This is a genomic window from Acinetobacter sp. ANC_7588 (genome assembly GCF_056783995.1).
In genome coordinates this window covers 52,052-76,424 of record NZ_JBWYIU010000013.1, presented here as the reverse complement: position 1 = coordinate 76,424, position 24,373 = coordinate 52,052, and the positions used below count along the sequence as shown (strand labels likewise).

The 24,373-nt window shown below is 41.5% G+C and carries 37 protein-coding genes and 1 pseudogene; 7 read left to right on the top strand and 31 right to left on the bottom strand.

All coding sequences use genetic code 11. The features are described 5' to 3' along the window. Positions 1-14: 14 nt before the first annotated feature. Positions 15-275 (bottom strand): FAD assembly factor SdhE, encoded by a 261-nt coding sequence (locus AC1M9J_RS12550; protein ID WP_035265169.1) that lies wholly within the window; start codon positions 273-275, stop codon positions 15-17. 179 nt (positions 276-454) lie between these two features. Between AC1M9J_RS12550 and AC1M9J_RS12545 the strand changes: the two genes are divergently transcribed. Then, positions 455-1,627, top strand: coding sequence for an acyl-CoA dehydrogenase family protein (locus AC1M9J_RS12545; protein WP_035265167.1), 1,173 nt, complete (start codon positions 455-457; stop codon positions 1,625-1,627). Between the two features lie 48 nt (positions 1,628-1,675). On the opposite strand, the gene AC1M9J_RS12540 is transcribed toward AC1M9J_RS12545, so the two are convergent. From AC1M9J_RS12540 to AC1M9J_RS12395, 30 genes and pseudogenes are all read right to left on the bottom strand, one after another. Further along, positions 1,676-3,175, bottom strand: a complete 1,500-nt coding sequence (locus AC1M9J_RS12540; protein ID WP_481952421.1) for a flavin-containing monooxygenase — start codon at positions 3,173-3,175, stop codon at positions 1,676-1,678. A gap of 179 nt (positions 3,176-3,354) precedes the next feature. Next, positions 3,355-3,720 carry a 50S ribosomal protein L17 gene (gene rplQ, locus AC1M9J_RS12535; RefSeq protein WP_034587447.1) on the bottom strand — a complete coding sequence of 122 codons (366 nt, stop codon included), beginning with the start codon at positions 3,718-3,720 and terminating at the stop codon, positions 3,355-3,357. Positions 3,721-3,738: 18 nt separating this feature from the next. Further along, positions 3,739-4,746, bottom strand: coding sequence for a DNA-directed RNA polymerase subunit alpha (locus tag AC1M9J_RS12530; protein WP_035265161.1), 1,008 nt, complete (start codon positions 4,744-4,746; stop codon positions 3,739-3,741). A gap of 17 nt (positions 4,747-4,763) precedes the next feature. Continuing rightward, complete coding sequence (gene rpsD, locus AC1M9J_RS12525; RefSeq protein WP_035265160.1) at positions 4,764-5,390, bottom strand: 30S ribosomal protein S4; 627 nt, start codon at positions 5,388-5,390, stop codon at positions 4,764-4,766. A 12-nt stretch (positions 5,391-5,402) separates the two neighbouring features. Continuing rightward, positions 5,403-5,789, bottom strand: coding sequence for a 30S ribosomal protein S11 (rpsK, locus tag AC1M9J_RS12520; protein WP_001040166.1), 387 nt, complete (start codon positions 5,787-5,789; stop codon positions 5,403-5,405). Positions 5,790-5,808: 19 nt separating this feature from the next. Beyond that, positions 5,809-6,165: a 30S ribosomal protein S13 gene (gene rpsM / locus AC1M9J_RS12515; RefSeq protein ID WP_035265156.1), complete on the bottom strand. Its 357-nt coding sequence runs from the start codon at positions 6,163-6,165 to the stop codon at positions 5,809-5,811. 106 nt (positions 6,166-6,271) lie between these two features. Then, positions 6,272-6,388 carry a 50S ribosomal protein L36 gene (rpmJ, locus tag AC1M9J_RS12510; RefSeq protein WP_000867907.1) on the bottom strand — a complete coding sequence of 39 codons (117 nt, stop codon included), beginning with the start codon at positions 6,386-6,388 and terminating at the stop codon, positions 6,272-6,274. 20 nt (positions 6,389-6,408) lie between these two features. Next, complete coding sequence (gene secY / locus AC1M9J_RS12505) at positions 6,409-7,728, bottom strand: preprotein translocase subunit SecY (RefSeq protein ID WP_171076742.1); 1,320 nt, start codon at positions 7,726-7,728, stop codon at positions 6,409-6,411. 45 nt (positions 7,729-7,773) lie between these two features. Continuing rightward, positions 7,774-8,214: a 50S ribosomal protein L15 gene (rplO, locus tag AC1M9J_RS12500; protein ID WP_179999269.1), complete on the bottom strand. Its 441-nt coding sequence runs from the start codon at positions 8,212-8,214 to the stop codon at positions 7,774-7,776. Positions 8,215-8,217: 3 nt separating this feature from the next. After that, complete coding sequence (gene rpmD / locus AC1M9J_RS12495; protein ID WP_004786899.1) at positions 8,218-8,394, bottom strand: 50S ribosomal protein L30; 177 nt, start codon at positions 8,392-8,394, stop codon at positions 8,218-8,220. Positions 8,395-8,400: 6 nt separating this feature from the next. Continuing rightward, complete coding sequence (gene rpsE, locus AC1M9J_RS12490; protein ID WP_035265141.1) at positions 8,401-8,898, bottom strand: 30S ribosomal protein S5; 498 nt, start codon at positions 8,896-8,898, stop codon at positions 8,401-8,403. Positions 8,899-8,900: 2 nt separating this feature from the next. Next, a complete protein-coding gene (rplR, locus tag AC1M9J_RS12485; protein WP_035265138.1) occupies positions 8,901-9,251 on the bottom strand; it encodes a 50S ribosomal protein L18 in 351 nt (116 codons plus the stop codon). A 14-nt stretch (positions 9,252-9,265) separates the two neighbouring features. After that, on the bottom strand, positions 9,266-9,799 hold the full coding sequence (gene rplF / locus AC1M9J_RS12480; RefSeq protein ID WP_035265135.1) for a 50S ribosomal protein L6: 534 nt from the start codon (positions 9,797-9,799) through the stop codon (positions 9,266-9,268). A gap of 13 nt (positions 9,800-9,812) precedes the next feature. Next, the gene (rpsH, locus tag AC1M9J_RS12475; RefSeq protein ID WP_035265132.1) at positions 9,813-10,208 is read right to left on the bottom strand and encodes a 30S ribosomal protein S8; all 396 of its coding nucleotides are present in this window, start codon (positions 10,206-10,208) and stop codon (positions 9,813-9,815) included. Positions 10,209-10,220: 12 nt separating this feature from the next. After that, the gene (rpsN, locus tag AC1M9J_RS12470; protein WP_067731180.1) at positions 10,221-10,526 is read right to left on the bottom strand and encodes a 30S ribosomal protein S14; all 306 of its coding nucleotides are present in this window, start codon (positions 10,524-10,526) and stop codon (positions 10,221-10,223) included. A 9-nt stretch (positions 10,527-10,535) separates the two neighbouring features. After that, positions 10,536-11,072: a 50S ribosomal protein L5 gene (gene rplE, locus AC1M9J_RS12465; RefSeq protein ID WP_004809796.1), complete on the bottom strand. Its 537-nt coding sequence runs from the start codon at positions 11,070-11,072 to the stop codon at positions 10,536-10,538. Between the two features lie 16 nt (positions 11,073-11,088). Continuing rightward, a complete protein-coding gene (gene rplX, locus AC1M9J_RS12460; protein WP_035265122.1) occupies positions 11,089-11,406 on the bottom strand; it encodes a 50S ribosomal protein L24 in 318 nt (105 codons plus the stop codon). 11 nt (positions 11,407-11,417) lie between these two features. Continuing rightward, positions 11,418-11,786 (bottom strand): 50S ribosomal protein L14, encoded by a 369-nt coding sequence (gene rplN, locus AC1M9J_RS12455; protein ID WP_035265119.1) that lies wholly within the window; start codon positions 11,784-11,786, stop codon positions 11,418-11,420. Positions 11,787-11,877: 91 nt separating this feature from the next. After that, positions 11,878-12,135 (bottom strand): 30S ribosomal protein S17, encoded by a 258-nt coding sequence (gene rpsQ, locus AC1M9J_RS12450; protein ID WP_004691314.1) that lies wholly within the window; start codon positions 12,133-12,135, stop codon positions 11,878-11,880. Further along, positions 12,132-12,329, bottom strand: a complete 198-nt coding sequence (gene rpmC / locus AC1M9J_RS12445) for a 50S ribosomal protein L29 (protein ID WP_035265113.1) — start codon at positions 12,327-12,329, stop codon at positions 12,132-12,134. Before rpmC ends, rpsQ begins: the two co-directional genes overlap by 4 nt. After that, on the bottom strand, positions 12,329-12,742 hold the full coding sequence (gene rplP, locus AC1M9J_RS12440; RefSeq protein ID WP_035265110.1) for a 50S ribosomal protein L16: 414 nt from the start codon (positions 12,740-12,742) through the stop codon (positions 12,329-12,331). Before rplP ends, rpmC begins: the two co-directional genes overlap by 1 nt. Further along, positions 12,682-13,498: pseudogene (gene rpsC / locus AC1M9J_RS12435) on the bottom strand (30S ribosomal protein S3). Before rpsC ends, rplP begins: the two are co-directional and overlap by 61 nt. Position 13,499: 1 nt before the next feature. Further along, the gene (gene rplV, locus AC1M9J_RS12430) at positions 13,500-13,829 is read right to left on the bottom strand and encodes a 50S ribosomal protein L22 (protein ID WP_035265103.1); all 330 of its coding nucleotides are present in this window, start codon (positions 13,827-13,829) and stop codon (positions 13,500-13,502) included. 11 nt (positions 13,830-13,840) lie between these two features. Further along, positions 13,841-14,116, bottom strand: a complete 276-nt coding sequence (gene rpsS, locus AC1M9J_RS12425) for a 30S ribosomal protein S19 (RefSeq protein ID WP_004281508.1) — start codon at positions 14,114-14,116, stop codon at positions 13,841-13,843. Between the two features lie 19 nt (positions 14,117-14,135). Then, positions 14,136-14,960, bottom strand: coding sequence for a 50S ribosomal protein L2 (rplB, locus tag AC1M9J_RS12420; protein ID WP_035265099.1), 825 nt, complete (start codon positions 14,958-14,960; stop codon positions 14,136-14,138). 11 nt (positions 14,961-14,971) lie between these two features. Next, the gene (rplW, locus tag AC1M9J_RS12415; protein WP_035265097.1) at positions 14,972-15,292 is read right to left on the bottom strand and encodes a 50S ribosomal protein L23; all 321 of its coding nucleotides are present in this window, start codon (positions 15,290-15,292) and stop codon (positions 14,972-14,974) included. Then, positions 15,289-15,891, bottom strand: coding sequence for a 50S ribosomal protein L4 (rplD, locus tag AC1M9J_RS12410; protein ID WP_035265093.1), 603 nt, complete (start codon positions 15,889-15,891; stop codon positions 15,289-15,291). The genes rplW and rplD overlap by 4 nt, the downstream gene beginning before the upstream one ends. An 11-nt stretch (positions 15,892-15,902) precedes the next feature. Continuing rightward, positions 15,903-16,541 (bottom strand): 50S ribosomal protein L3, encoded by a 639-nt coding sequence (gene rplC / locus AC1M9J_RS12405; protein ID WP_035265091.1) that lies wholly within the window; start codon positions 16,539-16,541, stop codon positions 15,903-15,905. Positions 16,542-16,600: 59 nt separating this feature from the next. Further along, positions 16,601-16,912 (bottom strand): 30S ribosomal protein S10, encoded by a 312-nt coding sequence (rpsJ, locus tag AC1M9J_RS12400; RefSeq protein WP_004725677.1) that lies wholly within the window; start codon positions 16,910-16,912, stop codon positions 16,601-16,603. A 235-nt stretch (positions 16,913-17,147) separates the two neighbouring features. After that, positions 17,148-17,906, bottom strand: a complete 759-nt coding sequence (locus tag AC1M9J_RS12395) for a type 1 glutamine amidotransferase (RefSeq protein WP_481596502.1) — start codon at positions 17,904-17,906, stop codon at positions 17,148-17,150. Between the two features lie 152 nt (positions 17,907-18,058). Here AC1M9J_RS12395 and AC1M9J_RS12390 point away from each other — a divergent pair, with 152 nt between their 5' ends. The 6 genes from AC1M9J_RS12390 to AC1M9J_RS12365 all read left to right on the top strand — a co-directional run bounded on the left by AC1M9J_RS12390 (position 18,059) and on the right by AC1M9J_RS12365 (position 24,339). Continuing rightward, a complete protein-coding gene (locus AC1M9J_RS12390; RefSeq protein ID WP_481952407.1) occupies positions 18,059-19,261 on the top strand; it encodes a PLP-dependent transferase in 1,203 nt (400 codons plus the stop codon). Positions 19,262-19,273: 12 nt separating this feature from the next. Next, positions 19,274-20,857: a helicase HerA-like domain-containing protein gene (locus tag AC1M9J_RS12385; RefSeq protein ID WP_481952406.1), complete on the top strand. Its 1,584-nt coding sequence runs from the start codon at positions 19,274-19,276 to the stop codon at positions 20,855-20,857. Positions 20,858-21,006: 149 nt separating this feature from the next. Next, entirely contained in the window at positions 21,007-21,768 is a 762-nt protein-coding gene (locus AC1M9J_RS12380; protein WP_481593800.1) for a globin domain-containing protein, read from the top strand. Between the two features lie 106 nt (positions 21,769-21,874). Then, positions 21,875-22,321: an RrF2 family transcriptional regulator gene (locus AC1M9J_RS12375; RefSeq protein WP_179999260.1), complete on the top strand. Its 447-nt coding sequence runs from the start codon at positions 21,875-21,877 to the stop codon at positions 22,319-22,321. A gap of 86 nt (positions 22,322-22,407) precedes the next feature. After that, positions 22,408-23,262: a ribosome biogenesis GTP-binding protein YihA/YsxC gene (yihA, locus tag AC1M9J_RS12370; RefSeq protein WP_481952405.1), complete on the top strand. Its 855-nt coding sequence runs from the start codon at positions 22,408-22,410 to the stop codon at positions 23,260-23,262. A 132-nt stretch (positions 23,263-23,394) separates the two neighbouring features. Next, positions 23,395-24,339 carry a metal-dependent hydrolase gene (locus AC1M9J_RS12365; RefSeq protein WP_481952404.1) on the top strand — a complete coding sequence of 315 codons (945 nt, stop codon included), beginning with the start codon at positions 23,395-23,397 and terminating at the stop codon, positions 24,337-24,339. The last annotated feature ends 34 nt before the right edge of the window (positions 24,340-24,373 follow it).

Sequence of the window (24,373 nt, the reverse complement as noted above, 5' to 3'; positions counted from 1 at the left end):
TCAGTGAATAACGCTCATGGATTATGGACATAATCTTTTAATTTTTGAATAAATTGGCGCAATTCAGGTCGAGGTGGTTCAGAAACCTCCATAAACCAATCCAATAAATCAGGATCTTCTTGCTCAACCAATTCAGCAAACATTGCTTTCTCTTCAGGTTCAGCTTGCAAATAGTATTGCTTTACATAAGGATCAAAATACACGTCAATTTCTTTTAACCCACGACGTGCGCGATAGATAACTTTACGCTCTTCAAGCGTTAATTCATCGTACATTTTTATCCCCTAATCTGTGTTCATTCCATTTTAACTGAAGCCATGAGCTTTGTGTTTTAAAAATATCAATTGACCAAATTCATCAGCATTTCTTGTGTTTTGAGCATTCAACACATTGCACCAATGTTCAGGCTCTCTTATGTTGTGGCTAATCTAATAACACTTATGGAAATATAAATATGCAATCAGGCGCAATTCGACCAATTCCTAATATGTTGCCTCGAAAATTATTCAATGCAGAACATGAAGCCTTTCGTGATACTGTCCGAAAATTCTATGAAAAAGAAGTCGTTCCAAATATTGCCAAATACGAAGAACAACAACATGTAGATCGTGACTTATGGAATAAAGCGGGTGAAATGGGTCTATTGTGCACCACAATGCCTGAAGAATATGGTGGATATGGTGTAGATCGACTCTACAGTATGATCCTCATTGAAGAACAAGCTTATGCAATGGATTCATCAACTGGTTTTTCATTGCATTCGGATATTGTTGCGAACTACCTGAATAATTTTGCCAACGAAGAGCAGAAGAAAAAATGGCTCCCTAAAATGGCTTCTGGCGAAGTTGTCACTGCCATTGCGATGACTGAGCCTGGTACAGGTTCAGACTTACAAGCTGTACGAACTTCTGCAGTTTTAGATGGCGATGAATATGTTATCAATGGTTCTAAAATTTTTATTACCAATGGTTATCTATGTGACATGGCGATTGTTGTGTGCAAAACAGGTAATAGTGATAAAGGTTCAGCCAACTTATCGCTTATCATTGTCGAAGCTGATCGAGCAGGATTCACCAAAGGTAAACCACTCAATAAAATTGGTATGAAAGGACAAGATACTTGCGAATTGTTCTTTGATAATGTTCGTGTACCAAAGGAAAATTTGATTGGTATGGAAGGCATGGGCTTCATCATGCTTATGAAAGAACTCGCTTGGGAACGTATGCTTGTAGCGATTATCTGCCAAGCTGGTGCAGAAGCTGCCTTTGCACACACAGTACAATATACAAAAGATCGTAAAGCATTTGGCAAGCCAATTGGCGCATTTCAAAATACACGTTTTAAGCTAGCAGAACTTCGAACTGAAATAGACTTTTGTCGTTCTTATTTAGATCGTTGTATGGAATTACAGCTTGAGGGTACGTTAGGTGTAGATGCGGCTGCAGCTGCAAAATATAAAATTTCTGATATGTTCTCTAAAGTCGTCGATGAATGCTTGCAGTTACACGGTGGCTATGGCTTCATGCTTGAATACCCTATTGCACGCGCATATATCGACAACCGTGCAAATCGTATTTATGCAGGTACCAATGAAATCATGAAAGAACTCATATCACGTTCTTTGTAGATAGAAAAAGGAAGCTTTCGCTTCCTTTTTTATTTTAATAGCTATTCATTAAGACACTAATTTAGGCTTTTTTACAGACTGTGCCGGAGCCTTCGCAAATTTTAAAATACCATCATTAAAAGTCGCATTTTTGAGATCTTTACGATCAGCTAAATAGTTATGCGTTGCCATCCAAGGTGCCTTAGTACCTTGTTTTGGAAGTTGATCAGCCGCACGCGCAATATAACCTGATGACATTTCACCCATAACTGTTTCATCGAGCATTGCAGAATGGTCAGTTGGTGCGACAACTTCATCATAACCGTTCTGATCCATAAATTTGAATAGACGGCAAATATAATCAGCGACTACATCTACTTTTAAGGTCCATGACGCGTTCACATAACCAATGACCATCGCCATATTTGGTACATCACTTACCATCACACCATTATAAAGCATATGTTCGCTAGTCTTGATCGGCTGACCATCAACAGTCGCTTTGATACCGCCCATAATTTGAATTTCTAGACCAGTCGCAGAAACAATGATATCTGCATCTAAGTGTTTACCAGATTTCAATTGAATACCATTTTCAGTGAATGATTCAATATGATCTGTTTCAACACTTGCTTTACCACTACGTAAAATTTTGAATAAATCACCGTCTGGCACTACACATAAACGTTGATCCCAAGGATTGTAATTTGGGGTAAAGTGTTTCATATCCACTTTACCTTTCAACTGCATTTCAATAGATTTAAGAAGTAACTTGCGAACCAGTTGAGGTTGTTTTTTTGACAAAGCAAAAATTGCACGTTGCATTCCGATATTACGAGCACGCGTGAACTTATATGCCATGTCCTCTGTCATAAATTTACGTGTTTTGTCATAAACAAAATCAATCGAAGGAATTGAAGCAATATAAGTTGGTGAACGTTGTAACATTGTTACATGCCCAGCCCCACCTTTTGCCATTGCTGGTACTAAAGTGATTGCAGTTGCTCCACTACCAATGATAACTACTTTCTTGCCGGTATAATCTAAATTTTCAGGCCAAAATTGTGGATGAATCAATTGACCTTTAAATTTATCTTGATTTGGAAAATCAGGTTGGAAACCTTGATCGTAGTTATAATAGCCTGTGCAGCCTAAGACAAAATTAGCTTGCCAAGTTTGTTTCTTTTCATTTTGATCTTCGATTTCTACAATCCATTTTTTGATTGAAGTATCGTAATTCGCAGAAACTACACGATGCTCAAAATGAATTTTTTCTTTAATATTGTACTCACTTACAACTTCACCCAAGTAACCTTTAATCGAAGCGCCATCTGCAAGCACATTCGCTTTACGCCATGGCTTAAAATTGTAGCCAAAAGTAGACATATCTGAGTCGGAGCGAATACCTGGGTATTTAAACAAATCCCACGTTCCACCGAAACTTTTACGACGTTCGAGTATTTCAAATTTACGGTTCGGATTATTTTTAATTAAATGTGCTGCAATTCCAATTCCAGAGATACCAGCACCAACAATAAGAATATCGACTTGCTTATCCATTTCTTTTATTAACCTTTTTATAAGAACATTTTTATTAAAACATATTTTTGACAATACACAATGTCAAGTTTGACTAAAAGTTGCAAAAAACATATCAATTCAGGTCAAGTAATGCCAATTGTTAGACAAAAAAAGGCCGGTTTATTCAACCGACCTTTTTTGAACAACTTGCGATGTTCTACACGAAATTATTTAACTTCGCGATCTACTAGCTCAACGTAAGCCATCGGTGCAGCATCACCTGCACGGAAGCCCGCTTTAAGAACACGTAGATAACCGCCGTTACGTTCTTTGTAACGAGGGCCAAGAACGGTAAATAATTTACCAACAGTTGCTGCTGAACGAGTACGAGCAAACGCTAAACGACGGTTTGCTACTGTATCGACTTTAGCTAAAGTGATTAAAGGCTCAGCTACACGACGTAACTCTTTTGCTTTAGGCACAGTTGTTTTGATCAACTCGTGTTCAAACAAAGAATTAGCCATGTTTTGGAACATCGCTTTACGATGACTGCTTGTACGGCCTAATTTCACACCACTATTACGATGACGCATGGTGATAGTCCTACTTAATTAACGACTACGATAGGCAAAACGATCGTCCATACGTAAACTAGCTGGTGGCCAGTTTTCTAAACGCATGCCGAGTTGTAAGCCTTTTGAAGCCAGAACATCTTTGATCTCAGTCAACGATTTTTTACCTAAGTTAGGAGTTTTTAACAACTCAACTTCAGTACGTTGAACAAGATCACCAATGTAGTAAATATTTTCTGCTTTCAAACAGTTAGCAGAACGAACAGTAAGCTCTAGATCATCTACTGGACGAAGCAAGATTGGGTCAACTTCTTCACGAGGTTCTTGAGCAACTGGAGCTTGATCTTTCTGAAGATCAACAAAGATTGCAATTTGTTGTTGCAAGATTGTTGCCGCTTTACGGATCGCTTCTTCAGGATCAACAGTCCCGTTTGTTTCAAGATCAATGACCAACTTGTCAAGGTCTGTACGTTGTTCTACACGAGCATTTTCAACTGTGTAAGAAACACGTTTAATCGGGCTATAAGACGCATCTAATTGTAAACGTCCCACTGGGCGAGTTTCACCTTCTGGGAAGCGAGAATCAGAAGTCTCATAACCACGACCTTGAACAACTTTCAAGCGCATTTTCAATGAGCCTGAAGCACTTAACGTGCCGATCAAATGTTCAGGGTTAACCACTTCAACATTGTGAGGTAAACGAAGATCAGCGGCAGTTACATCGCCAGGACCTTGTTTCTCTAATGTCAAATATGCTTCATTTTGATCGAACAGCTTAATAGACAATCCTTTAAGGTTCAGCAAGAGCTCGACGATGTCCTGCTGCAAGCCTTCTAAAGTACTGTACTCGTGCTCGACGCCTTCAATCTCAACTTCAACCACAGCAGCGCCAGGTAAAGATGATAAAAGAATGCGACGTAAAGCATTACCTAGAGTATGACCAAAGCCACGCTCTAAAGGTTCTAGAATCACTTTTGCCGAGGTCCCGCTTGCCGCTTCGACCTTGATCGCTTGCGGAGTTAGAAACTCGTTTGCAGTACGCGTCATTATTGCTACCTCAAGGATTATTTAGAATACAATTCAACAATCAAGCTTTCGTTGATTTCAGCAGGTAAATCAGAACGATCAGGTGCAGATTTGAATGTACCTTCTAATTTAGAATGGTCAACTTCCATCCAAGAAGGAGTTCCACGTTGAGCAGCCAATTCAATTGCGTTTTTAATACGTAATTGTTGTTTAGCGCCTTCGTGTACTGCAATCACGTCACCAGCTTTAACTTGGATTGACGCGATGTTAACACGACGACCATTTAAAGTGATTGAACGGTGAGATACAAGCTGACGAGCTTCTGCACGTGTAGAACCAAAGCCCATACGATAAACAACGTTATCTAAACGGCTTTCAAGCAATTTCAACAAGTTTTCACCTGTTGCGCCTTTAACACGAGCAGCTTCTTTATAGTAGTTACTAAATTGACGTTCTAAAACACCGTACATACGACGTACTTTTTGTTTTTCACGTAATTGTAGTGAGTACTCTGATTGTTTACCACCACGAGCTCCACCATGTTGGCCAGGAGCTTTAGCATGTTTTTTTGTCTTAACATCAAACGGTTTAACGCCTGATTTAAGTTGCAGGTCTGTCCCTTCGCGGCGAGAGAGTTTGCATTTTGGACCAATATAACGAGCCATGAATGTTTCTCCTTACACGCGACGTTTTTTAGGTGGACGGCAACCGTTGTGAGGAATTGGAGTCACATCGGTAATGCTATTAATTTTATAACCCACTGCACCTAAAGCACGAACCGCAGATTCACGACCTGGACCAGGACCTTTAACAAGGACGTCCAAGTTTTTCAAACCGTAATCTAAAGCAGCTTTACCAGCAACTTCAGCAGCTACCTGAGCAGCAAACGGAGTTGATTTACGTGATCCACGGAAGCCTTGTCCACCTGAAGTGGCCCAAGCCAGTGCATTACCTTGACGATCGGTAATAGTCACAATGGTGTTATTAAAAGAAGCGTGAATGTGTGCAACACCTTCAGAGACGGTACGAGTGACCTTCTTGCGTGTGCGAGTATCTTTAGCCATCTTTTAGCTTCCAGAAATCTTATTTCTTAATAGGTTTGCGCGGACCTTTACGGGTACGTGCGTTAGTTTTGGTGCGTTGTCCGCGGACAGGCAAGCTGCGACGATGACGAAGACCGCGGTAGCAGCCTAAATCCATTAAACGTTTAATGTTCATGGAAATTTCGCGACGTAAGTCACCTTCGGTCGGAACCTTAGCAACTTCTGCACGAATCGCATCAAGCTGAGCGTCATCTAATTCACGGATCTTAGTAGTTGGTGCAATACCAGTTGCAGCTAAGATTTGCTTAGCAGTATGGCGACCAATACCAAAGATATACGTAAGAGAGATAACAGCATGCTTGTTATCCGGAATGTTTACACCGGCAATACGAGCCATTCACTTTCTCCAAAAAGGCAGTAGAGATAATCAACCGCCCCACAAAATCTTTGAGGGGCGGATAATAACCTAATTAGCCTACTGAAATCAACAGGTCTTGATCAGATTAACCTTGACGCTGCTTATGACGAGGTTCAGCGCTACAAATCACGCGGATTACCCCATTACGACGGATAACTTTACAGCTACCACAAATTTTCTTTACAGAAGCTTGAACTTTCATGATGAAACCTCTAAGTGCGCTTATCCCTTAGGATGAGCAGTCGTTTTACTCATTAGTGTTTGATTATCATATTGGCGCGATGTGAGATGTGCCTGTAGTTGAGCCATAAAGTCCATTACTACAACAACCACGATCAACAGTGATGTACCACCCAAATGGAATGGAATACCAAAAGAACTTTGAAGAACCATCGGCATTAAACATACAACAGTGATATAAATCGAACCGATAAATGTTAAACGACTAAGAATATGATCTAAATAACGAGCAGTTTGCTCACCTGGGCGGATACCAGGTACATAAGCTCCACTACGCTTTAAGTTTTCTGATACTTCTTTAGGACTGAAAACTAGTGCCGTATAAAAATAACAGAAGAAAATAATAAGCGCACCGAATAGCACCAAATATAATGGTTGTCCAGGCGATAAAACTAATGCCAAATCTTGTAGTGTACGCTTAACGATCCCTGCATTAGGATCAGAACTACCTAACCATTGACCTAAACTTGCAGGAAACAGCAATAACGAACTTGCGAAAATTGCTGGAATTACACCCGCCATATTTATTTTTAATGGTAAGTGAGTCTGCTGTGCAGTAAATACTCGGCGACCTTGCTGCTTTTGAGCATAGTTAACAGGTATACGACGTTGTGCTTTTTCAATAAACACAATCGCAGCTAAAACAGCTAAAGACAATAAGCCAAATATAGCAATACCAATTAAACTTGATTGACCATTTTCCACAAGGGTAAATGATTGCACAACCATACTTGGTAAACCAGCAACAATACCTGCAAAGATGATCATAGAGATCCCATTACCAACACCACGTTCGGTAATTTGCTCTCCCAACCACATTAAGAACATGGTACCTGCAACTAAAGACGTTAATGCAGGAATATAGAATGCTAAACCTGAAGTAAAGGTAATCCCTTGACTGATCAGACCCGCACACATACCAATACCTTGTACAATTGCAAGGAATAATGTGCCGTAACGCGTATATTGGTTAATCTTACGCTTGCCCTGCTCGCCTTCTTTTTTCAATGCTTCCAGCGAAGGAACAACCGTTGACATTAACTGCACGATAATCGATGCAGAAATATACGGCATGATCCCCAACGCAAGAATGGACATTCGTTCCAATGCCCCGCCTGAGAACATATTAAACAAACCAAGGAAAGTACCCTGGTTTGCATTAAAGAAACGTTCTAAAGCGACATTATCAATACCTGGCAGCGGAATATGCGCTCCTAGTCGAAAGACCACCAAAGCACCAATTAAAAACATTAATCGGCGTATAATTTCACGATATTTAACGTGAAATGGTTGACCTTTCATCATGTGAACATGACCTGTAGAACTAGGAGACATAGACACTCGCGATTACTCCTCGACTTTACCGCCAGCAGCTTCAACAGCAGCTTTAGCGCCTTTAGTCAATGCAACACCTTGAACAGTGAATGCACGAGTGATTTCACCAGAAAGAACGATACGAGCACGAATCATATCTTTACGTACAACGTTCGCTGCTTTTAAAGTTTCAAGAGACACGATATCGCCTTCAACTTTGTTAAGTTCAGACAAACGTACTTCAGCAGTTTTCAAAGCCAATTGGCTAGTGAAACCGAACTTAGGTAGACGACGATATAATGCAGTTTGACCACCCTCAAAACCTGGACGAGTACCACCGCTCTTACGTGAGTTTTGACCTTTGACACCACGGCCACCAGTCTTACCAACGCCAGAACCAATACCACGGCCTAAACGAAGGTTATCACGTTTAGCACCTTCTGCAGGTGCAATTGTATTTAAACGCAGAGTCATGGCTTATTCCTCTACACTAACCATATAGTAAACTTGATTGATCATACCACGGTTAGAAGGAGTATCTTGAACTTCTACAGTGTGACCAATACGACGCAGACCTAAACCTTTAAGGCTAAGCTTGTGATTTTTCAAGCGATGCGATGCAGATTTAGTCTGGGTAACTTTAATCGTTTTCATGATTGATTACCCTTGAATTTGTGCTACTGAAAGACCACGTTTCGCAGCAACTTTCTCAGGAGAAGTCATATCACGCAGACCATTAAAAGTCGCGTTTACTACGTTCGCAGCGTTAGTAGAACCATAACATTTAGTTAATACGTTACGTACACCAACAGCTTCTAAAACAGCACGCATAGCGCCACCAGCAATTACACCAGTACCTTCAGAAGCAGGTTGCATGTAAACACGGCTAGCACCGTGACGAGCGTTGATAGGGTGCTGAACAGTACCATCAACAAGTTCAACAGTAATCATGTTGCGACGAGCAGCTTCAAGTGCTTTAGAAATAGCAGCTGGAACTTCACGAGCTTTACCACGACCAAAACCTACGCGACCATTACCATCACCCACAACAGTTAATGCTGTGAAAGAGAAGATACGACCACCCTTAACAACTTTGGCTACACGATCAACGGCAACCAGCTTTTCAACAAGACCTTCGTTTTGTTCAACTTTAGCCATGATTAGAACTCCAAGCCGTTTTCACGAGCAGCATCAGCCAAGGCTTTGATACGACCATGATATTTGAAACCAGAACGGTCAAATGCAACTTTAGTTACGCCAGCTGCTTTAGCACGTTCAGCGATTAAAGCACCAACTTTAGTAGCTGCTTCAACGTTACCTGTAGTACCACTACGTAACGTAGCATCTAAAGTAGAAGCTTGCGCTAATACTTTGCCACCATCTGCTGAGATTACTTGAGCATAGATGTGACGCGGAGTGCGGTTTACACACAAACGAGTCGCACCCAATGCACGGATGTGCAAGCGTGTGCTTTTCGCACGACGCAAACGGGTTTGTTTCTTTTCGTTCATAAGAACCTCGCGCCTTATTTCTTCTTAGCTTCTTTACGAAGTACAACTTCATCAGAATAACGAACACCTTTACCTTTATATGGCTCTGGTGGACGGTAACCACGGATATCTGCAGCAACTTGACCTAAAGCTGCTTTATCAGCAGATTTAAGCACGATTTCAGTAGCTGTAGGAGTTTCAGCAGTTACACCTTCAGGAAGGTTGTAATCGATCGGGTGAGAGAAACCTAGGTTAAGGTGAACTGTGTTCCCTTTAACCGCAGCTTTATAACCAACACCGATAAGTTGTAACTTACGTTCGAAACCTTCGCTAACACCTTTAACAAGGTTGTTAAGCACAGCGCGAGCAGTACCAGCTTGCATCCAAGCATCTTTAGATTCAGCTTTAGGAGCAACAGCTAGAATACCGTCTTCCTGTTTTAGCTCGACCAGCGCATGCAGGTTGAAAGACAAAGTACCTTTGCTGCCTTTCACTTCGACCTGCCGGCCGTTCTGAGTAACTGTTACACCGTTAGGTACAGTTACTGGGGCTTTAGCCACACGAGACATGAGGAATCACCTATTAAGAAACAAAAGCAATAACTTCACCACCGATACCTGCAGCACGTGCAGCGCGATCAGTCATGATGCCTTTGCTTGTAGAAACAATTGCAATACCTAAACCTTGCTTAACGCTTGGAAGGTTATCTTTACCGCGATATTGACGTAAACCTGGACGGCTAACGCGCTTCACAGTTTCAATAACTGGTTTGCCTTCGAAATATTTTAAAGTCAAAGTAAGTGTTGGTTTGCCTTCAGCATCCGCAACAGCTACGTCAGCGATATAACCTTCTTGTTGAAGAACGTTAGCAATCGCAACTTTTAACTTTGAGTTTGGCATAGAAACAGTTTGTTTCTTCGCCATTTGTGCGTTACGAACACGTGTTAACATGTCGGCAACGGTATCTTGCATACTCATTTATAGTGCTCCTTACCAGCTTGCCTTAACAACGCCCGGTACATCACCTTGCATTACTGTGTCACGTAATTTGTTACGGCTTAAACCGAACTTACGGAAGTAACCATGAGGACGACCAGTTAAACCACAACGGTTACGAAGACGTACTGGAGATGCATTACGTGGTAATGCTTGTAACTTCATCATCGCTTCGAAACGCTCTTCGTCGCTTGCATTTACGTTTGCAATAACAGCTTTTAATTCAGCACGTTTTGCAGCGTATTTAGCAACAGTAGCTTCGCGTTTCAATTCGCGATTAATCATACCTTTCTTAGCCATATCGACCTCTTATTTGAACGGGAAGCCGAATGCACGCATAAGCGCACGGCCTTCGTCATCGGTGCGAGCAGTCGTAGTGATGGTAATATCCATACCACGAATACGGTCAATCTTATCAAAATCGATCTCAGGGAACATGATCTGTTCTTTAAGACCCATAGAGTAGTTACCACGACCGTCAAATGATTTCGCAGAGAAACCACGGAAGTCACGGATACGAGGGATCGCGATAGAGATCAAACGGTCTAAGAATTCGTACATGCGTTCGCCGCGTAAAGTAACTTTACAACCAATCGGCCAACCATCACGGATTTTGAAACCAGCGATAGATTTACGAGCTAACGTAAGAACTGGTTTTTGACCAGCGATAGCTTGCATATCAGAAAGAGCACCATCAAGGAGTTTTTTGTCAGCAGCTGCTGCACCAACACCCATATTGATCGTGATTTTAGTGATGCGAGGGATCTCCATCACATTCTTAACGCCCAATTGTTCTTGTAATTGAGCTTTAAGTTCGTCGTTGTAACGCGCTTTAAGTCTGGCCATTGCCTATTTCAACCTATTACTTCGCTACCGCCACTGATTCACCATTTGATTTGTAAACGCGAGTTTTCACGCCATCAATCACTTGGTAACCAACACGGTCAGCCTTTTGGGTTGTAGCATTAAAAATTGCCACGTTAGAGATATGAAGCAAAGCTTCTTGTGTAACGATAGCGCCTTCAGCACCTGTTGCACGGTTAGGCTTTTGATGCTTCTTAACTAAGTTAAGACCTTCAACCTTAACTCGGTCATTAGAAACAGACAAAACAGTACCTTGTTTGCCTTTTTCTTTACCTGCGATCACGATTACTTGATCGCCTTTTTTAATCTTAGCCATGATTGCCTCTATTATAGAACTTCAGGAGCCAATGAAATGATTTTCATGAACTGTTCAGTACGAAGTTCACGAGTCACTGGTCCGAAAATACGAGTAGCAATCGGAGCTTTGTTGTTGTTCAAAATAACAGCAGCGTTATCATCGAAACGAATAACAGAACCATCTGGACGACGGATACCGAATTTTGTACGTACAACTACTGCATTCATTACGTCGCCTTTTTTAACACGGCCACGTGGAATTGCTTCTTTTACAGTAACTTTAATAATGTCGCCAACTGAAGCATAACGACGATGTGAACCACCAAGTACTTTAATACATTGTACGCGGCGAGCACCACTGTTGTCTGCTACGTCGAGCATAGTTTCGGTCTGAATCATTGCCCTACTCCAAAACCGAGCATCACCGGTCACAATTTCGAAAGGCTCAAAGAGTACTCGAAATTGACCGATGATGCAACAAGAACGTTATTTACTCAGCAGCTGCTTCAACAACTTCAACTAAAGTCCAAGACTTAGTTTTAGAAATTGGGCGGCTTTCTTTGATAGTTACAACATCGCCAGTTTTAGCAGTGTTGTTCTCATCATGAGCGTGTAATTTTGTTGAACGGCGGATTGATTTGCCATACAACGGGTGTTGAACGCGGCGTTCGATAAGAACAACGATAGACTTGTCCATCTTGTCGCTTACTACTTTGCCTGTTAACGTGCGAACTGTTTGCTCACTCATTGTGCGTTCCCCTGTTTTTCGGTAAGGAGGGTCTTGATGCGAGCAATAGTTTTACGAGTTAATTGCACTTCGTGCGATTTACCCAATTGACCAGTTGCTTTAGCCATGCGAAGACGGAATTGGTTCAACTGTTGCTCATCAAGCAAAGCTGTCAATTCTTCTACCGACTTTTCACGTAGATCTTTAGTTTTCATTACATTACCGTCCGAGTCACGATAGTGGTTTTAAACGGAAGTTTAGCAGCAGCAAGCGTAAATGCTTCACGCGCTAATTCTTCGTTCACACCTTCCATTTCGTACAGGATCTTACCTGGTTTGATTTCACAAACCCAATATTCCACAGAACCTTTACCTTTACCCATACGAACTTCTAATGGTTTTTCAGTAATTGGTTTGTCCGGGAATACACGGATAAAGATCTTACCACCACGTTTTACACGACGGCTGATTGTACGACGCGCTGCTTCAATTTGACGCGCAGTCATGCGACCACGTTCAACTGATTTAAGTGCGATAGTACCAAAAGATACTGTGCTACCGCGATGTGCTAGACCAGTGTTACGGCCTTTTTGCACTTTACGGAATTTAGTACGTTTAGGTTGCAACATGGATTATTCTCCTTTTTCAGCAGAACGATCATTGCGACGACCACGACGCTCTTGACCTTCACCACGACCGCGACCACGTTTAGCTGGACGTTCTTCAGCTGGAGCTGGGTTCATGACTTGTTTCATGCCGCCCAAGATCTCACCACGGAAGATCCAAACTTTAACGCCGATCGTACCGTAAGTAGTTTCTGCGCGAACCGCTGAATAGTCGATGTCAGCACGAAGAGTATGTAGAGGTACACGACCCTCACGATACCATTCAGTACGTGCAATCTCTGCACCGCCTAAACGACCAGAAACTTCAACTTTGATACCTTTCGCACCAGCACGCATAGTGTTTTGAACCGCACGCTTCATAGCACGACGGAACATTACACGTTTTTCTAATTGAGAAGCAATTGCTTCACCAACTAGACGAGCGTCTAAATCTGGACGATCAATTTCGTTGATGCTTACTTGCGCTGGAACACCCATAATATTGGTAAGTTCGCGCTGTAATTTTTCAATGTCTTCGCCTTTTTTACCGATCACGATACCAGGACGAGCAGTGCTAATTGTTACTTTAGCAGCGCCTGTTGGACGTTCGATAAGAATATTGCTCACCATCGCATTCTTAAGTTTTTTGTTTAAAAACTCACGAACTTGAAGATCTTTAAGCAAGTATTCAGCGTATTGTTTCGGATTCGCATACCAGTTAGCGTTATGACGTTTCACAACACCTAGGCGGATACCGATTGGATGAACCTTCTGACCCATATCAAACCCCTACCTTAACGGTGATGTGACAAGTACGCTTAGTAATACGATCTGCACGGCCTTTAGCACGTGGCAAAATACGTTTAAGGCTCATGCCTTCATCAACGTAGATCGTAGAAACTTTAAGATCGTCTACATCTAAACTGTTATTATGTTCAGCATTTGCAATCGCAGATTCCAACGCTTTCTTAACTAAAACTGCAGCTTTTTTGTTGCTGAAGTTTAGGATGTTAAGAGCGTGCGCAACAGATTTGCCGCGAATCAAGTCTGCAACCAAACGAGCTTTTTGTGCCGAGATAGCGGCACCGCGTAATTTAGCAGTTACTTCCATCATAGCACCTATTAACGTTTAGATTTCTTGTCAACACCGTGACCACGGTAAGTACGAGTCGGTGCAAATTCACCAAGCTTGTGACCAACCATATGCTCAGATACGATTACCGGAACATGGTTACGACCATTGTGTACAGAAATTGTTAAACCAACAAAATCCGGGAGGATCATCGAACGACGCGACCAAGTTTTGATCGGCTTACGGTTATTAGCCGCGATAGCCGCTTCAACCTTAGCGAACAAGTGCGCATCGACGAATGGGCCTTTTTTCAGAGAACGAGGCATTGTCAGATTCCTTTACTTGTTACTTAACGCGACGGTCGCGAATGATCATCTTAGTCGTACGCTTATTGGTACGTGTCTTGTACCCTTTAGCTTTTTGACCCCATGGGCTTACAGGTTGAATACCTTTGTTACGCCCTTCACCACCACCATGCGGGTGATCTACCGGGTTCATCGCCATACCACGAACGGTAGGACGAACACCACGCCAGCGTGAAGCACCAGCTTTACCTAGTGAACGTAAGTTGCTTTCTTGGTTAGAAACTTCACCAAGAACTGCGCGACATTCAACGTGTACTTTACGCATTTCGCCAGAACGTAGACGAATAATTGCGTAAGAACCGTCACGACCCAATAACTGAGCAGAAGCACCAGCAGAACGCACTAATTGAGCGCCTTTACCGATTTTAAGCTCGATATTGTGAAGAGTAGAACCGATAGGCATGTTACGAAGTGGTAAGCAGTTACCTGGACGAATTGGAGCATCGTTACCAGATTGAACTTTATCACCAGCACGTAGACCTTTAGGCGCAATGATATAACGACGCTCACCGTCAGCATACAAAACTAATGCAATGTGTGCAGTACGGTTAGGATCGTATTCGATACGCTCTACAGTCGCAGGAATGCCATCTTTGTTACGTTTAAAGTCAACAATACGGTAATGTTGCTTGTGACCACCACCAACGTGACGTGTAGTAATGTGACCGTTGTTATTACGACCACCAGTACGTTTTTTAGCTTCTACCAACGGAGCATAAGGCGCACCTTTGTGAAGATGGTCGTGAACGACTTTCTCTACAAAGCGACGTCCTGGAGACGTTGGCTTACATTTTTGAATAGGCATAATTCTCGTCCTTATTCCGCTGTGCTTTCAGCGGTATCGCCCAAGTCAGCCATTTCTACATCTTGGCCAGCTTTCAGGGTGACGTATGCTTTTTTAACATCAGAACGACGTCCGATAGTTTTACCAAAGCGTTTAGTCTTACCTTTAGTGATAGTCGTGTTAACTTTAACAACTTCTACACCAAATAATTGTTCAACTGCTTTTTTGATTTCAAGTTTGTTTGCATCGATAGCAACTTTAAACACTTGAACACCAGCAGTTTCACCTAAAACTTGTGCTTTTTCTGAGAATACAGGTCCTTTTAGGACTTGATAGATACGTTCGTTGTTCATCCGAGTTCTACCTCAATTTTCTTAGCAGCAGCTACAGACATAACAACTTTATCGAACGCGATCAAGCTAACAGGATCGATAGCAGCAGCATCAACCACATCAACGTGTGGAAGGTTACGAGCAGCTAGATACAAGTTCTCATCAACAGCATCAGTAACGATTAATGCACGAGTAGCATTCAAGTCGTTAAGTTTTGCAAGCAATTCTTTAGTTTTTGGAGCAGCTACAGCAAACTCTTCAACTAAAACTAAGCGATCTTGACGAACAAGTTCAGCTAGGATGCATTGCATAGCACCGCGATACATTTTACGGTTTACTTTTTGAGACCAGTCTTGTGGACGAGCAGCAAAAGTTTTACCACCGCCAACCCAGATTGGGCTACGAATAGAACCAGCACGAGCGCGACCAGTACCTTTTTGACGGAATGGTTTTTTACCACCGCCAGAAACGTCTGCACGTGATTTCTGAGCTTTTGAACCTTGACGACCACCAGCTAAATAAGCTGTAACAACTTGGTGTACAAGAGCTTCATTGAATTCACGACCGAACGCAACTTCTGATAATTCAACAGCAGAGCCGGAAACAGTATTTAAATTCACGTTATTTCCCCTCAAGCCTTGATAGTAGGACGAACAGTTACGTCACCACCGGTAGCACCAGGAACCGCGCCTTTAACTACAAGAACTGAACGCTCTGTATCGATAGCAACGATTTCAAGACCCTGTGTAGTTACGCGTTCAGCACCTAAATGGCCAGCCATTTTTTTGCCTTTGAATACGCGACCAGGAGTCTGGTTTTGACCTGTAGAACCTAGAACACGGTGAGAAACAGAGTTACCGTGAGTAGCGTCTTGAGTACGGAAGTTCCAACGCTTAACACCACCTTGGAAACCTTTACCTTTAGACTGACCAGTTACGTCAACGATTTGACCCACTGTGAACAAATCTACACCGATAGTTCCGCCAACTTCACGACCTTCAAGATCAGCTTCTGTAACACGGAACTCTTGAACTAAACGACCAGCAGCAACACCCGCTTTAGCGAAGTGACCTTTCTGAGCATTAGTAACGCGAGATTCGCGACGTTCACCAGTAGTGATTTGAATCGCTTGATAACCATCAGTTTCAAGCGTTTTGATTTGAGTGATGCGGTTAGGATCAACCTCAATCACTGTAACAGGTACAGAAACACCAGCATCTGTAAAGATACGTGTCATACCGCACTTGCGACCGACTAAACCAATAGCCATGTGCATAAACCTCTAAAAAAGCGGCTTAATTAACTTAGAGTGTTAATTAACCGAAAGCCTTAACCCAATGCGATCTGAACGTCTACACCAGCTGCAAGATCTAATTTCATCAATGCATCTACAGTTTTGTCTGTAGGTTGAACGATGTCGATCAAACGCTTGTAAGTGCGGATTTCATACTGATCACGCGCGTCTTTGTTAACGTGCGGTGAAGTTAGAACGTTAAAACGCTCGATGCGAGTTGGCATCGGGATTGGACCACAAACTTGTGCGCCAGTACGTTTTGCTGTTTCTACGATCTCTTGAGAAGATTGATCAATTAAACGGTGATCAAAAGACTTCAAACGGATACGGATTCTCTGGTTAGACATACCAGTAAACTCCAAGCCAAATATATAAAGAATCACCCATGACGCATCTCCCCCTGTCCGAAAACAAGGCAAGTGTCAGAGGCAGTGAAAATCACTAAGGTCGTGATCGATGCCACGACTGTAACGATCTAAACAACAATCAACGTTGTTTAGCCCTTAATATCAAAGGGTCGCCCATTATAACGATTGTTTAACTGTTAAGCAAACCTATTTATCTTTTTTTCTCAATTTACGGTTAAGCGTTGGCGGCTTTCTTTTGTACACCCTGCCCGAACCCCAATACATAATCAATTGCATCGATCAGCAATTCATTCCCTTTTTGAAACCTCGTTTTTTTTGTTTGTTTTAAGGTATCTAATGATTGTACATAAGTGCCAGAAAATACCTTCTCATGCTCTTCATTCTCAATATACATTTGTAAAACTTTCGGCGTTATTTCTGGATGAAACTGAAAACCCAGCACATTCTTTCCAATTTGGTACATTTGATTTGCACACACATTATTTTCAGCCAGTCTGACGCCTCCTTTAGGAATCTCAAAAGTCTCACTGTGCCATTGCATTATTTCCAATTCTTTAGGTATTTCAAAGTAATCTGATAAACCATGTTGAGTTCTGAAGACATTAGTCCAACCTAACTCTTGTTGTTCATTTAAACGTACACTTGCTCCCAAAGCATTGGCTATAAGCTGACCTCCGAGACACAAACCAATTGCAGGCTTGCCTAGTGATAAATATCGACGGATCCATCTTTTTTCTATTTTTAGCCATGGATAATTTGCCTCATCATTTACACTCATTGCTCCACCCATGATGATGAGTAAATCAATATCTTCAATTGCTGGTAACGCCTCGATTTCTAATGCCATCTCAACAGGTAATGCAAAAAACTCCGTAGCACTAATTTGTGCTCCAATTGATTTTAAATATTCATAACAACTTCCGAACCCTTCACCAGCAATATGCTGAAAGTAATGCACTTTTAATGGCTTCATTTTCCAACCCGAACTTTTCTTATATTGCACTAGCAGTTGCAAAAATGAAGCCAACCTATAGGTTGTTAAATAATTTTAAACAAAGCACAGCTATGCAGTTTTTTAGTAGTATGTTTTGTTAGTTATAAAATGACGGTTTATACAGGTAAATTGTGAAAATAAATACGCAAACTCAACTCATACATAGCCCTAGAAAAGCACCTCAACTTTTAAATAGTATTCAACCCCCTATTTATCGTGCATCAACGATCATTTTTGAAAATACCGATGCTCTTTTCAATCGCCATTGGACCGATGCTTATGACTATAGTTACGGAACACATGGCACCCCTACCACGTTTACGCTAGGCGACAATATTGCACAATTAGAAGGCGGAGAATACTGCCTCCTTGCACCAAGCGGACTCGCTGCAATCAACTTGGTGAATTCTTGTTTTTTAGCACATGGTGATGAAGTTTGGGTCGCGGACAATATTTACGGTCCAAATATGGAGCATTTGCGAAACCTAGAATCACGTTATGGTATTGCCGTTAAGGTCTATAACCCAATTGATGTTGAGAGCTTTAAACCCAGTGATAAAGCTAAGTTAATTTGGTTAGAAGCTGCAGGATCTGTAACACTCGAATTTCCAGATTTAAAGAATCTGGTCAAAAAAGCTCAAACGCATAAGATCCTTACCGCACTTGATAATACTTGGGGAGCAGGTCTGGCTTTTAATGCTTTTGATTTTGGTACAGAACACTTAGCAGTCGATATCACCGTCCATGCACTCACCAAATATCCAAGCGGTGGTGGTGACATTCTCATGGGGAGTGTCGTTACAAAAACCAAGGATTTATACCACAAGCTATTTCGTATGCATGCAATTCAAGGGATTTCAATATCAGGCGATGATACTGCACAGATTCAGCGCAGCCTATCTTCAATGGAACTCCGTTATACGCACCAATCTAAATCAGCGCTAACTTTATTGAGCTGGCTTCAACAGCAAAATGAGTTTGCACAAGTGTTACACCCTGCCAATCCAAAATCTGCAGGTCATACTTTTTGGAAGGAAGTTTGCATATCAGAATTAAGTGCAGGTTTAATCAGTGTAATTTTTGATAAAAAATATAATCTTCAAGATATACGCCATTTTTGTGATGCTCTCCACCTGTTTAAATTAGGTTTTAGCTGGGGTGGCCCAGTGAGTTTAGTAATGCTCTATCAAATTGATCAAATGCGTGAGCTTGCACATCCACATTTACAAGAAGGAATATTGGTTCGTTTTTGTATAGGACTGGAACATCCTCACGATTTGATAGAAGATATTCAACAAGCACTCAAAATAATGCAACAACAAAAGATCGAATAAAAAGGAATAATTATGGGCACACCAATTGTCATCGCAAAAAAAACCTCAGATACATCCCAAGAGATTGTTTTACATTCGCAACTGGCAAACCGACATGGCTTGATTGCCGGCGCAACAGGAACAGGAAAAACAGTCACTTTAAAGGTCTTGGCAGAGAGCTTTTCTCGTATTGGTGTGCCGGTATTTTTAGCCGATGCAAAAGGTGATGTCTCTAGCCTTGCCAAAGCAGGTGAAAATAATTCAAAATTTGATGAACGCATCAAGAGCCTCAATATTGAATCAATCCCATTTAGCGCATCACCTGTGGTTTTTTGGGATTTATTTGGCGAACAAGGTCATCCGATTCGGACTACAGTATCAGAAATTGGTCCATTGCTTTTAGCCCGAATGCTGAATTTGAATGACACCCAAGAAGGTGTGCTTTCTGCGATTTTCCGCATCGCGGATGATCAAGGTTTATTACTGATCGACTTTAAAGACCTCAAGGCGATGATCACTTATGTGACTGAGCATGCAGCTGACTTTAAAGCAGAATACGGCAATCTTTCTCCTGCTAGCTTGGGTGCAATCCAACGTAATTTGCTAGCACTAGCCGATCAAGGCGGTGATCAATTTTTTGGTGAGCCTGCATTAGACCTCATGGATTTTATCCAAACTGATACACAAGGACATGGCAATATTAATTTGCTCGCTGCCGACAAATTAATGAACACACCAAAGCTTTATGCGACTTTCTTACTGTGGATGCTTTCCGAACTGTTTGAACAATTACCTGAAGTCGGTGATATGGATAAACCGAAATTGGTATTTTTCTTCGATGAAGCTCATTTACTGTTTGACAATGCCAGCCCTGCTTTGCAAGAAAAGATCGAACAAGTGGTACGCTTAATCCGCTCTAAGGGAGTAGGTATTTATTTTGTCACCCAAAATCCGCTCGATTTACCTGAAAGTGTTTTAGGACAACTGGGCAACCGTGTTCAACATGCACTTCGTGCCTTCACACCAAAAGATCAAAAAGCAGTAAAAACTGCAGCTGATACTTTTAGACCCAATCCTGCATTCAAAGTACAGGACGCCATTACGGAGTTGGCAGTTGGTGAAGCGCTAATTAGCTGTCTAGATGAGAAAGGCACGCCACAAAGGGTTGAACGCGGCTGGGTCATGCCCCCATATTCATCTTTTACACCTATCACGCTTGAAGAGCGTAAGACGCTCATGACAAACAGTGTGGTTGCAGGTGTTTATGAGCAAGTACTTGATCGAGAAAGTGCTTTTGAAATGCTGCAAAACAAAGTAGTTCAGCGTCAACAACAATCCGAACAAGAAGCGTTAGCAAAACAACAAGCTAAGGAACAAGAGGCCTACGCGAAGCAAATTGCTAAAGAGCAAGAAGCTTTCGCAAAACAGCAAGCCAAAGAACAAGAACGCCTTGCCCGTGAACAACAAAAAGAAGCAGAACGTGCAGCCAAACAACGCGAAAAACTCACCCAAGATATTGTCGGTACGTTTGCTAAAAGTGCTGCACGAAGCCTCGGCGGAAGCACTGGGCAAAAAATCGTACGCGGTCTACTGGGCTCATTATTTGGAAAAAAATAGCCCTCCCTTTACTCATCATTTTTAACTTCATTATGGGATATCTCAATATCCCATAATTATTTTAAGGTTTTCTATGCAAGTCATATTGCAGCTCGACCCTAAAAGATGTATTTTAAATATATCTTTTAATAAAACTAAAGTTGAAGCTCATGACGCCACAACATATTGAACTTGTAAAAGCGACTGTTCCCGTCCTGCGTGAGAATGGTGTTGCCCTTACAACCTATTTCTATAATCGCATGCTGAACAACAACCCCGAGTTAAAAAATACATTTAACATGGATCATCAAAGTACTGGTCGTCAGCCACGTGCTTTAGCTGCTGCTGTTTTGGCATATGCTGAAAATATTGAAAATCCTACAGTTTTGGCAAAAGCGATTGAGCGAATTACCACTAAACACGTAAGTTTAGACATTCAAGCGGATCAATACTCGATTGTGGGTGAAAACCTTCTGCATTCAATCAGCGAAGTATTAGATGTGCCAATGGACTCTGATCTGATTGCTGCTTGGAAAGCCGCGTATATGCAATTGGCAGACATTTTAATCGGTGTCGAAAAATCAAAATATGAAGCTTTGACTGCACAAAATGGCGGTTGGGCTGGCTGGCGTGAATTTAAAATTACAGCGATTGAAGCTGAAGCTAACACCAAAACCTTAACTTTAGCTGCCAAAGACGGTCACACCATTGCGACGGCTGAAGCAGGTGAATATATTTCGGTACGAGTCCAAGTACCGGGGCAAGAGATGCGCCAACCACAACAATTTAGCTTTGATGCTGCACAAGCTGACCAGTATCAAATCACAGTAAAAGCGGTAGATGAAGCAACTGAATATTCTGTGGCAAATATCTTATTAAACCACTATCAAGTAGGTGATGTGGTTGAGGTGTCTGCACCACTAAAAAATTAATTCATCTAAATCTTTAACCGAAATAAGATTTTAAGAGATCATTGAAAGCTCCGTTCATGGGGCTTTCAATGTTAAGATAGAAATAAGCTATCTTTTATGACGATCTATGCAACTGAATAAATTTACCGACTATGCCCTGCGTATATTGATGTATGTCGCACAACCTCGTGACTTGCCTTATACCATTGCAGAACTGGCAAACCAATTGCAGGTCTCAGAAAACCACGCCATGAAAATCGTTCACTTTATGGCAAAACAAAATTGGCTAATGACCACTCGAGGCAAAGGTGGCGGTATACGTCTAGCCCCTCAAACTCTGAATATCTCATTAGGGACTTTAGTGAGAACACTTCAAGGCGATCAGCAAATTGTAGAGTGTCATAACCCACCATGCGTATTAAGAAGTGACTGTGGCTTAAAAGGCATTTTAGATCATGCAGTCAAACAGTTTTATCAGCATTTAGATCAATTTAAACTGAAGGATGTTATACCCACCTCAGGTATAAAATTCAATTCAGATTCACCCATTCCTTTCATTCAAGTTACACCATAGATTGACTCAATTCGATTGAGTATTCGCTTGCATGCGCGACTTCCTTTATAATAGCTGATTGTAAATTGAGTTATTGAAGTTGAGCTATGCATCACAGCAGAGGAAAGTCGAAAAACAGTAAGGCGTCAAATGCCCCAAAGCAAAAGATCAGCTATGAGAAAAAAGCCGATCCAGCGATTACTGAATATTCGGTTCAAGCGCTCAACTGGTTGCGCAAAGCCGAATTCTTAATGAGTGCACCAAAACTGAATTTATGTGTAGAAGACACAGGTTATGAGATTGCTTTTGCAGGTCGCTCGAATGCTGGTAAATCGAGTGCGATTAATGCATTAACCAATCAAAAACAACTTGCACGTGCGTCTAAAAAACCTGGTCGCACACAAATGATTAACTTTTTTAGCATGGGCAATGCCGAACAAAGATTAGTTGACCTTCCTGGATATGGCTATGCTGCTGTACCTGAAAGCATGAAAATCATTTGGCAAAAAGAGCTTGAAAACTACCTCATTCATCGTGAAAGTTTACAAGGGCTTGTACTGTTAATGGACATACGACACCCTTTACAACATTTCGATGTTATGATGTTAGAATGGGCTTATTCACGTAAATTATTTGTCCATGTTTTATTAACAAAATCAGATAAGTTAAATCGTGGTCCAGCTTCCAAAGCATTGCAAGAAGTCAAAGCTCAATTAAAGAAAATGAAGCTTAACTTCTCTATCCAATTGTTCTCATCCCTCAATAAGCATGGTCTTGAAGAACTCGCAAGCGTTATTGCTGGTCGTTTAAATTTTACGCTTGAGCAGCCTAACGGATTTGATCTAAGTGCAATTCCTGAAGTAAGTGAATCAGACATCGATGAAGATTTTGATCATGTTATTCAAGAAGATGATGAATCACCAAGCGAAACAACCGAACTAAAATCCAACAAAGCCGAATAGTATCTACCCTACCGAATGGTTAAATCATTACATTCACTAATTGATATATCAATGTCCTCAAATGCTAAGGTTATTTGAGGGCATTTTTTTATACTGAAAATGATAATCACAACAAAAATTCAGGAAAGTGTGATGAAATTATTGTCTCGATTAAGAAATAGTAAGATTGGATCTTCTATTGAGTATCACATCAAACCTCGTAAAGTTAAATTTGAGTGGGCGGATACACCAGTAGATTGGGTTCCAAATCAGCCTTTCGTTAGTTATTTTATCAATGAAATTAATAACATCTTACCAGCAGGCGAATTTTGGTTTTGTCGTCTGTACAACAAAGTTTTGCCCAAAATTACTGATGAAAAACTTGCAGAAGATGTGAAAGCTTTTATTCGCCAAGAAGCGATGCACGCTCAAGCACATAATTCAGCAAATAAAGAATATCTCAGCGCACGTCATATCGATATTCAACGTAACCTCGATATCATGGACTTTCTTTTTGGAAAACTTTTAGCGGATAAACCTTTAGGTCTAAACATCCCAAAAGCCTTAGATCATCAGTGGGATTTATTCAGATTAGGTATTATTGCTACTGTTGAACATATGACTTGTGTCCTCGGCAAATATGCCTTGTACAACAAAACATGGGGAGAATTGGGCGCTGATGCCAATATGCTCGATCTCGTAAAATGGCATGGAGCTGAAGAAATTGAACACCGTACCGTTGCATTTGACTTATATCGTCATCTCGGCGGTGGTTATATTTCTCGCTATTATCAAAGTGTAGTTGTGATTGCTGCTGTATTAGGTTTATGGGTTGATGGGGCTGCTCATATTATGGGTCAAGACCCTCGCTTTAAATCAATTAAACCAGCTGTTTACAAACCTTGGATTTGGCGTGAATGGGCACGAATTGCCCAAAAAGACAATGGTTTACTCCCTCACCCATTCTGGCTTGTTTCTCAACAACTCGGCTATTTAATGCCTTGGTATGACCCTGTTCATGAAGCAAAAACTGAAGATGCGATTAACTATCTAAATCAATCACCAGCAGCAGAACGCGCAGCACTGAAAGTTGCATAATGTATTTAATAAAAAAGCAGGGTGATCCCTGCTT

Coding starts and splice junctions, on each gene's coding strand:
- rplO (WP_179999269.1), bottom strand. CDS start 8,214: ATGACTCTGCGTTTAAATACAATTGCACCTGCAGAAGGTGCTAAACGT.
- rplC (WP_035265091.1), bottom strand. CDS start 16,541: ATGGCTATTGGTTTAGTCGGTCGCAAGTGCGGTATGACACGTATCTTT.
- rpsM (WP_035265156.1), bottom strand. CDS start 6,165: ATGGCTCGTATTGCCGGTGTAAACATTCCGGATAACAAGCATGCTGTT.
- yihA (WP_481952405.1), top strand. CDS start 22,408: ATGCATCACAGCAGAGGAAAGTCGAAAAACAGTAAGGCGTCAAATGCC.
- rplV (WP_035265103.1), bottom strand. CDS start 13,829: ATGGAAGTAACTGCTAAATTACGCGGTGCCGCTATCTCGGCACAAAAA.
- rpsD (WP_035265160.1), bottom strand. CDS start 5,390: ATGGCTCGTTATATTGGTCCAAAATGCAAACTCTCTCGCCGCGAAGGG.
- rpsJ (WP_004725677.1), bottom strand. CDS start 16,912: ATGTCTAACCAGAGAATCCGTATCCGTTTGAAGTCTTTTGATCACCGT.
- rpmC (WP_035265113.1), bottom strand. CDS start 12,329: ATGAAAACTAAAGATCTACGTGAAAAGTCGGTAGAAGAATTGACAGCT.
- AC1M9J_RS12375 (WP_179999260.1), top strand. CDS start 21,875: ATGCAACTGAATAAATTTACCGACTATGCCCTGCGTATATTGATGTAT.
- rplF (WP_035265135.1), bottom strand. CDS start 9,799: ATGTCTCGTGTGGCTAAAGCCCCAGTAACTGTACCTAACGGTGTAACA.
- rplE (WP_004809796.1), bottom strand. CDS start 11,072: ATGGCCAGACTTAAAGCGCGTTACAACGACGAACTTAAAGCTCAATTA.
- rplQ (WP_034587447.1), bottom strand. CDS start 3,720: ATGCGTCATCGTAATAGTGGTGTGAAATTAGGCCGTACAAGCAGTCAT.
- rpsN (WP_067731180.1), bottom strand. CDS start 10,526: ATGGCTAAGAAAGGTATGATTAATCGCGAATTGAAACGCGAAGCTACT.
- rplR (WP_035265138.1), bottom strand. CDS start 9,251: ATGAACGAAAAGAAACAAACCCGTTTGCGTCGTGCGAAAAGCACACGC.
- rplX (WP_035265122.1), bottom strand. CDS start 11,406: ATGGCTAAGATTAAAAAAGGCGATCAAGTAATCGTGATCGCAGGTAAA.
- rpsK (WP_001040166.1), bottom strand. CDS start 5,789: ATGGCTAAAGATACTCGCACACGCAAGAAGGTCACTCGTACCGTCTCT.
- rpsE (WP_035265141.1), bottom strand. CDS start 8,898: ATGGCTAAAGTTGAACAAAACGAAGGTCTTGTTGAAAAGCTGGTTGCC.
- AC1M9J_RS12395 (WP_481596502.1), bottom strand. CDS start 17,906: ATGAAGCCATTAAAAGTGCATTACTTTCAGCATATTGCTGGTGAAGGG.
- AC1M9J_RS12365 (WP_481952404.1), top strand. CDS start 23,395: ATGAAATTATTGTCTCGATTAAGAAATAGTAAGATTGGATCTTCTATT.
- rpsS (WP_004281508.1), bottom strand. CDS start 14,116: ATGCCTCGTTCTCTGAAAAAAGGCCCATTCGTCGATGCGCACTTGTTC.
- rpsQ (WP_004691314.1), bottom strand. CDS start 12,135: ATGAGTGAGCAAACAGTTCGCACGTTAACAGGCAAAGTAGTAAGCGAC.
- rplN (WP_035265119.1), bottom strand. CDS start 11,786: ATGATTCAGACCGAAACTATGCTCGACGTAGCAGACAACAGTGGTGCT.
- rpsH (WP_035265132.1), bottom strand. CDS start 10,208: ATGAGTATGCAAGATACCGTTGCCGACATGTTAACACGTGTTCGTAAC.
- rplB (WP_035265099.1), bottom strand. CDS start 14,960: ATGCCTATTCAAAAATGTAAGCCAACGTCTCCAGGACGTCGCTTTGTA.
- rpmD (WP_004786899.1), bottom strand. CDS start 8,394: ATGAAAACGATTAAAGTTACCCAGACTAAATCTGCATCGCATCGCTTG.
- rplW (WP_035265097.1), bottom strand. CDS start 15,292: ATGAACAACGAACGTATCTATCAAGTCCTAAAAGGACCTGTATTCTCA.
- AC1M9J_RS12545 (WP_035265167.1), top strand. CDS start 455: ATGCAATCAGGCGCAATTCGACCAATTCCTAATATGTTGCCTCGAAAA.
- rplP (WP_035265110.1), bottom strand. CDS start 12,742: ATGTTGCAACCTAAACGTACTAAATTCCGTAAAGTGCAAAAAGGCCGT.
- AC1M9J_RS12380 (WP_481593800.1), top strand. CDS start 21,007: ATGACGCCACAACATATTGAACTTGTAAAAGCGACTGTTCCCGTCCTG.
- secY (WP_171076742.1), bottom strand. CDS start 7,728: ATGAAAGGTCAACCATTTCACGTTAAATATCGTGAAATTATACGCCGA.
- AC1M9J_RS12550 (WP_035265169.1), bottom strand. CDS start 275: ATGTACGATGAATTAACGCTTGAAGAGCGTAAAGTTATCTATCGCGCA.
- AC1M9J_RS12530 (WP_035265161.1), bottom strand. CDS start 4,746: ATGACGCGTACTGCAAACGAGTTTCTAACTCCGCAAGCGATCAAGGTC.
- AC1M9J_RS12385 (WP_481952406.1), top strand. CDS start 19,274: ATGGGCACACCAATTGTCATCGCAAAAAAAACCTCAGATACATCCCAA.
- rpmJ (WP_000867907.1), bottom strand. CDS start 6,388: ATGAAAGTTCAAGCTTCTGTAAAGAAAATTTGTGGTAGCTGTAAAGTT.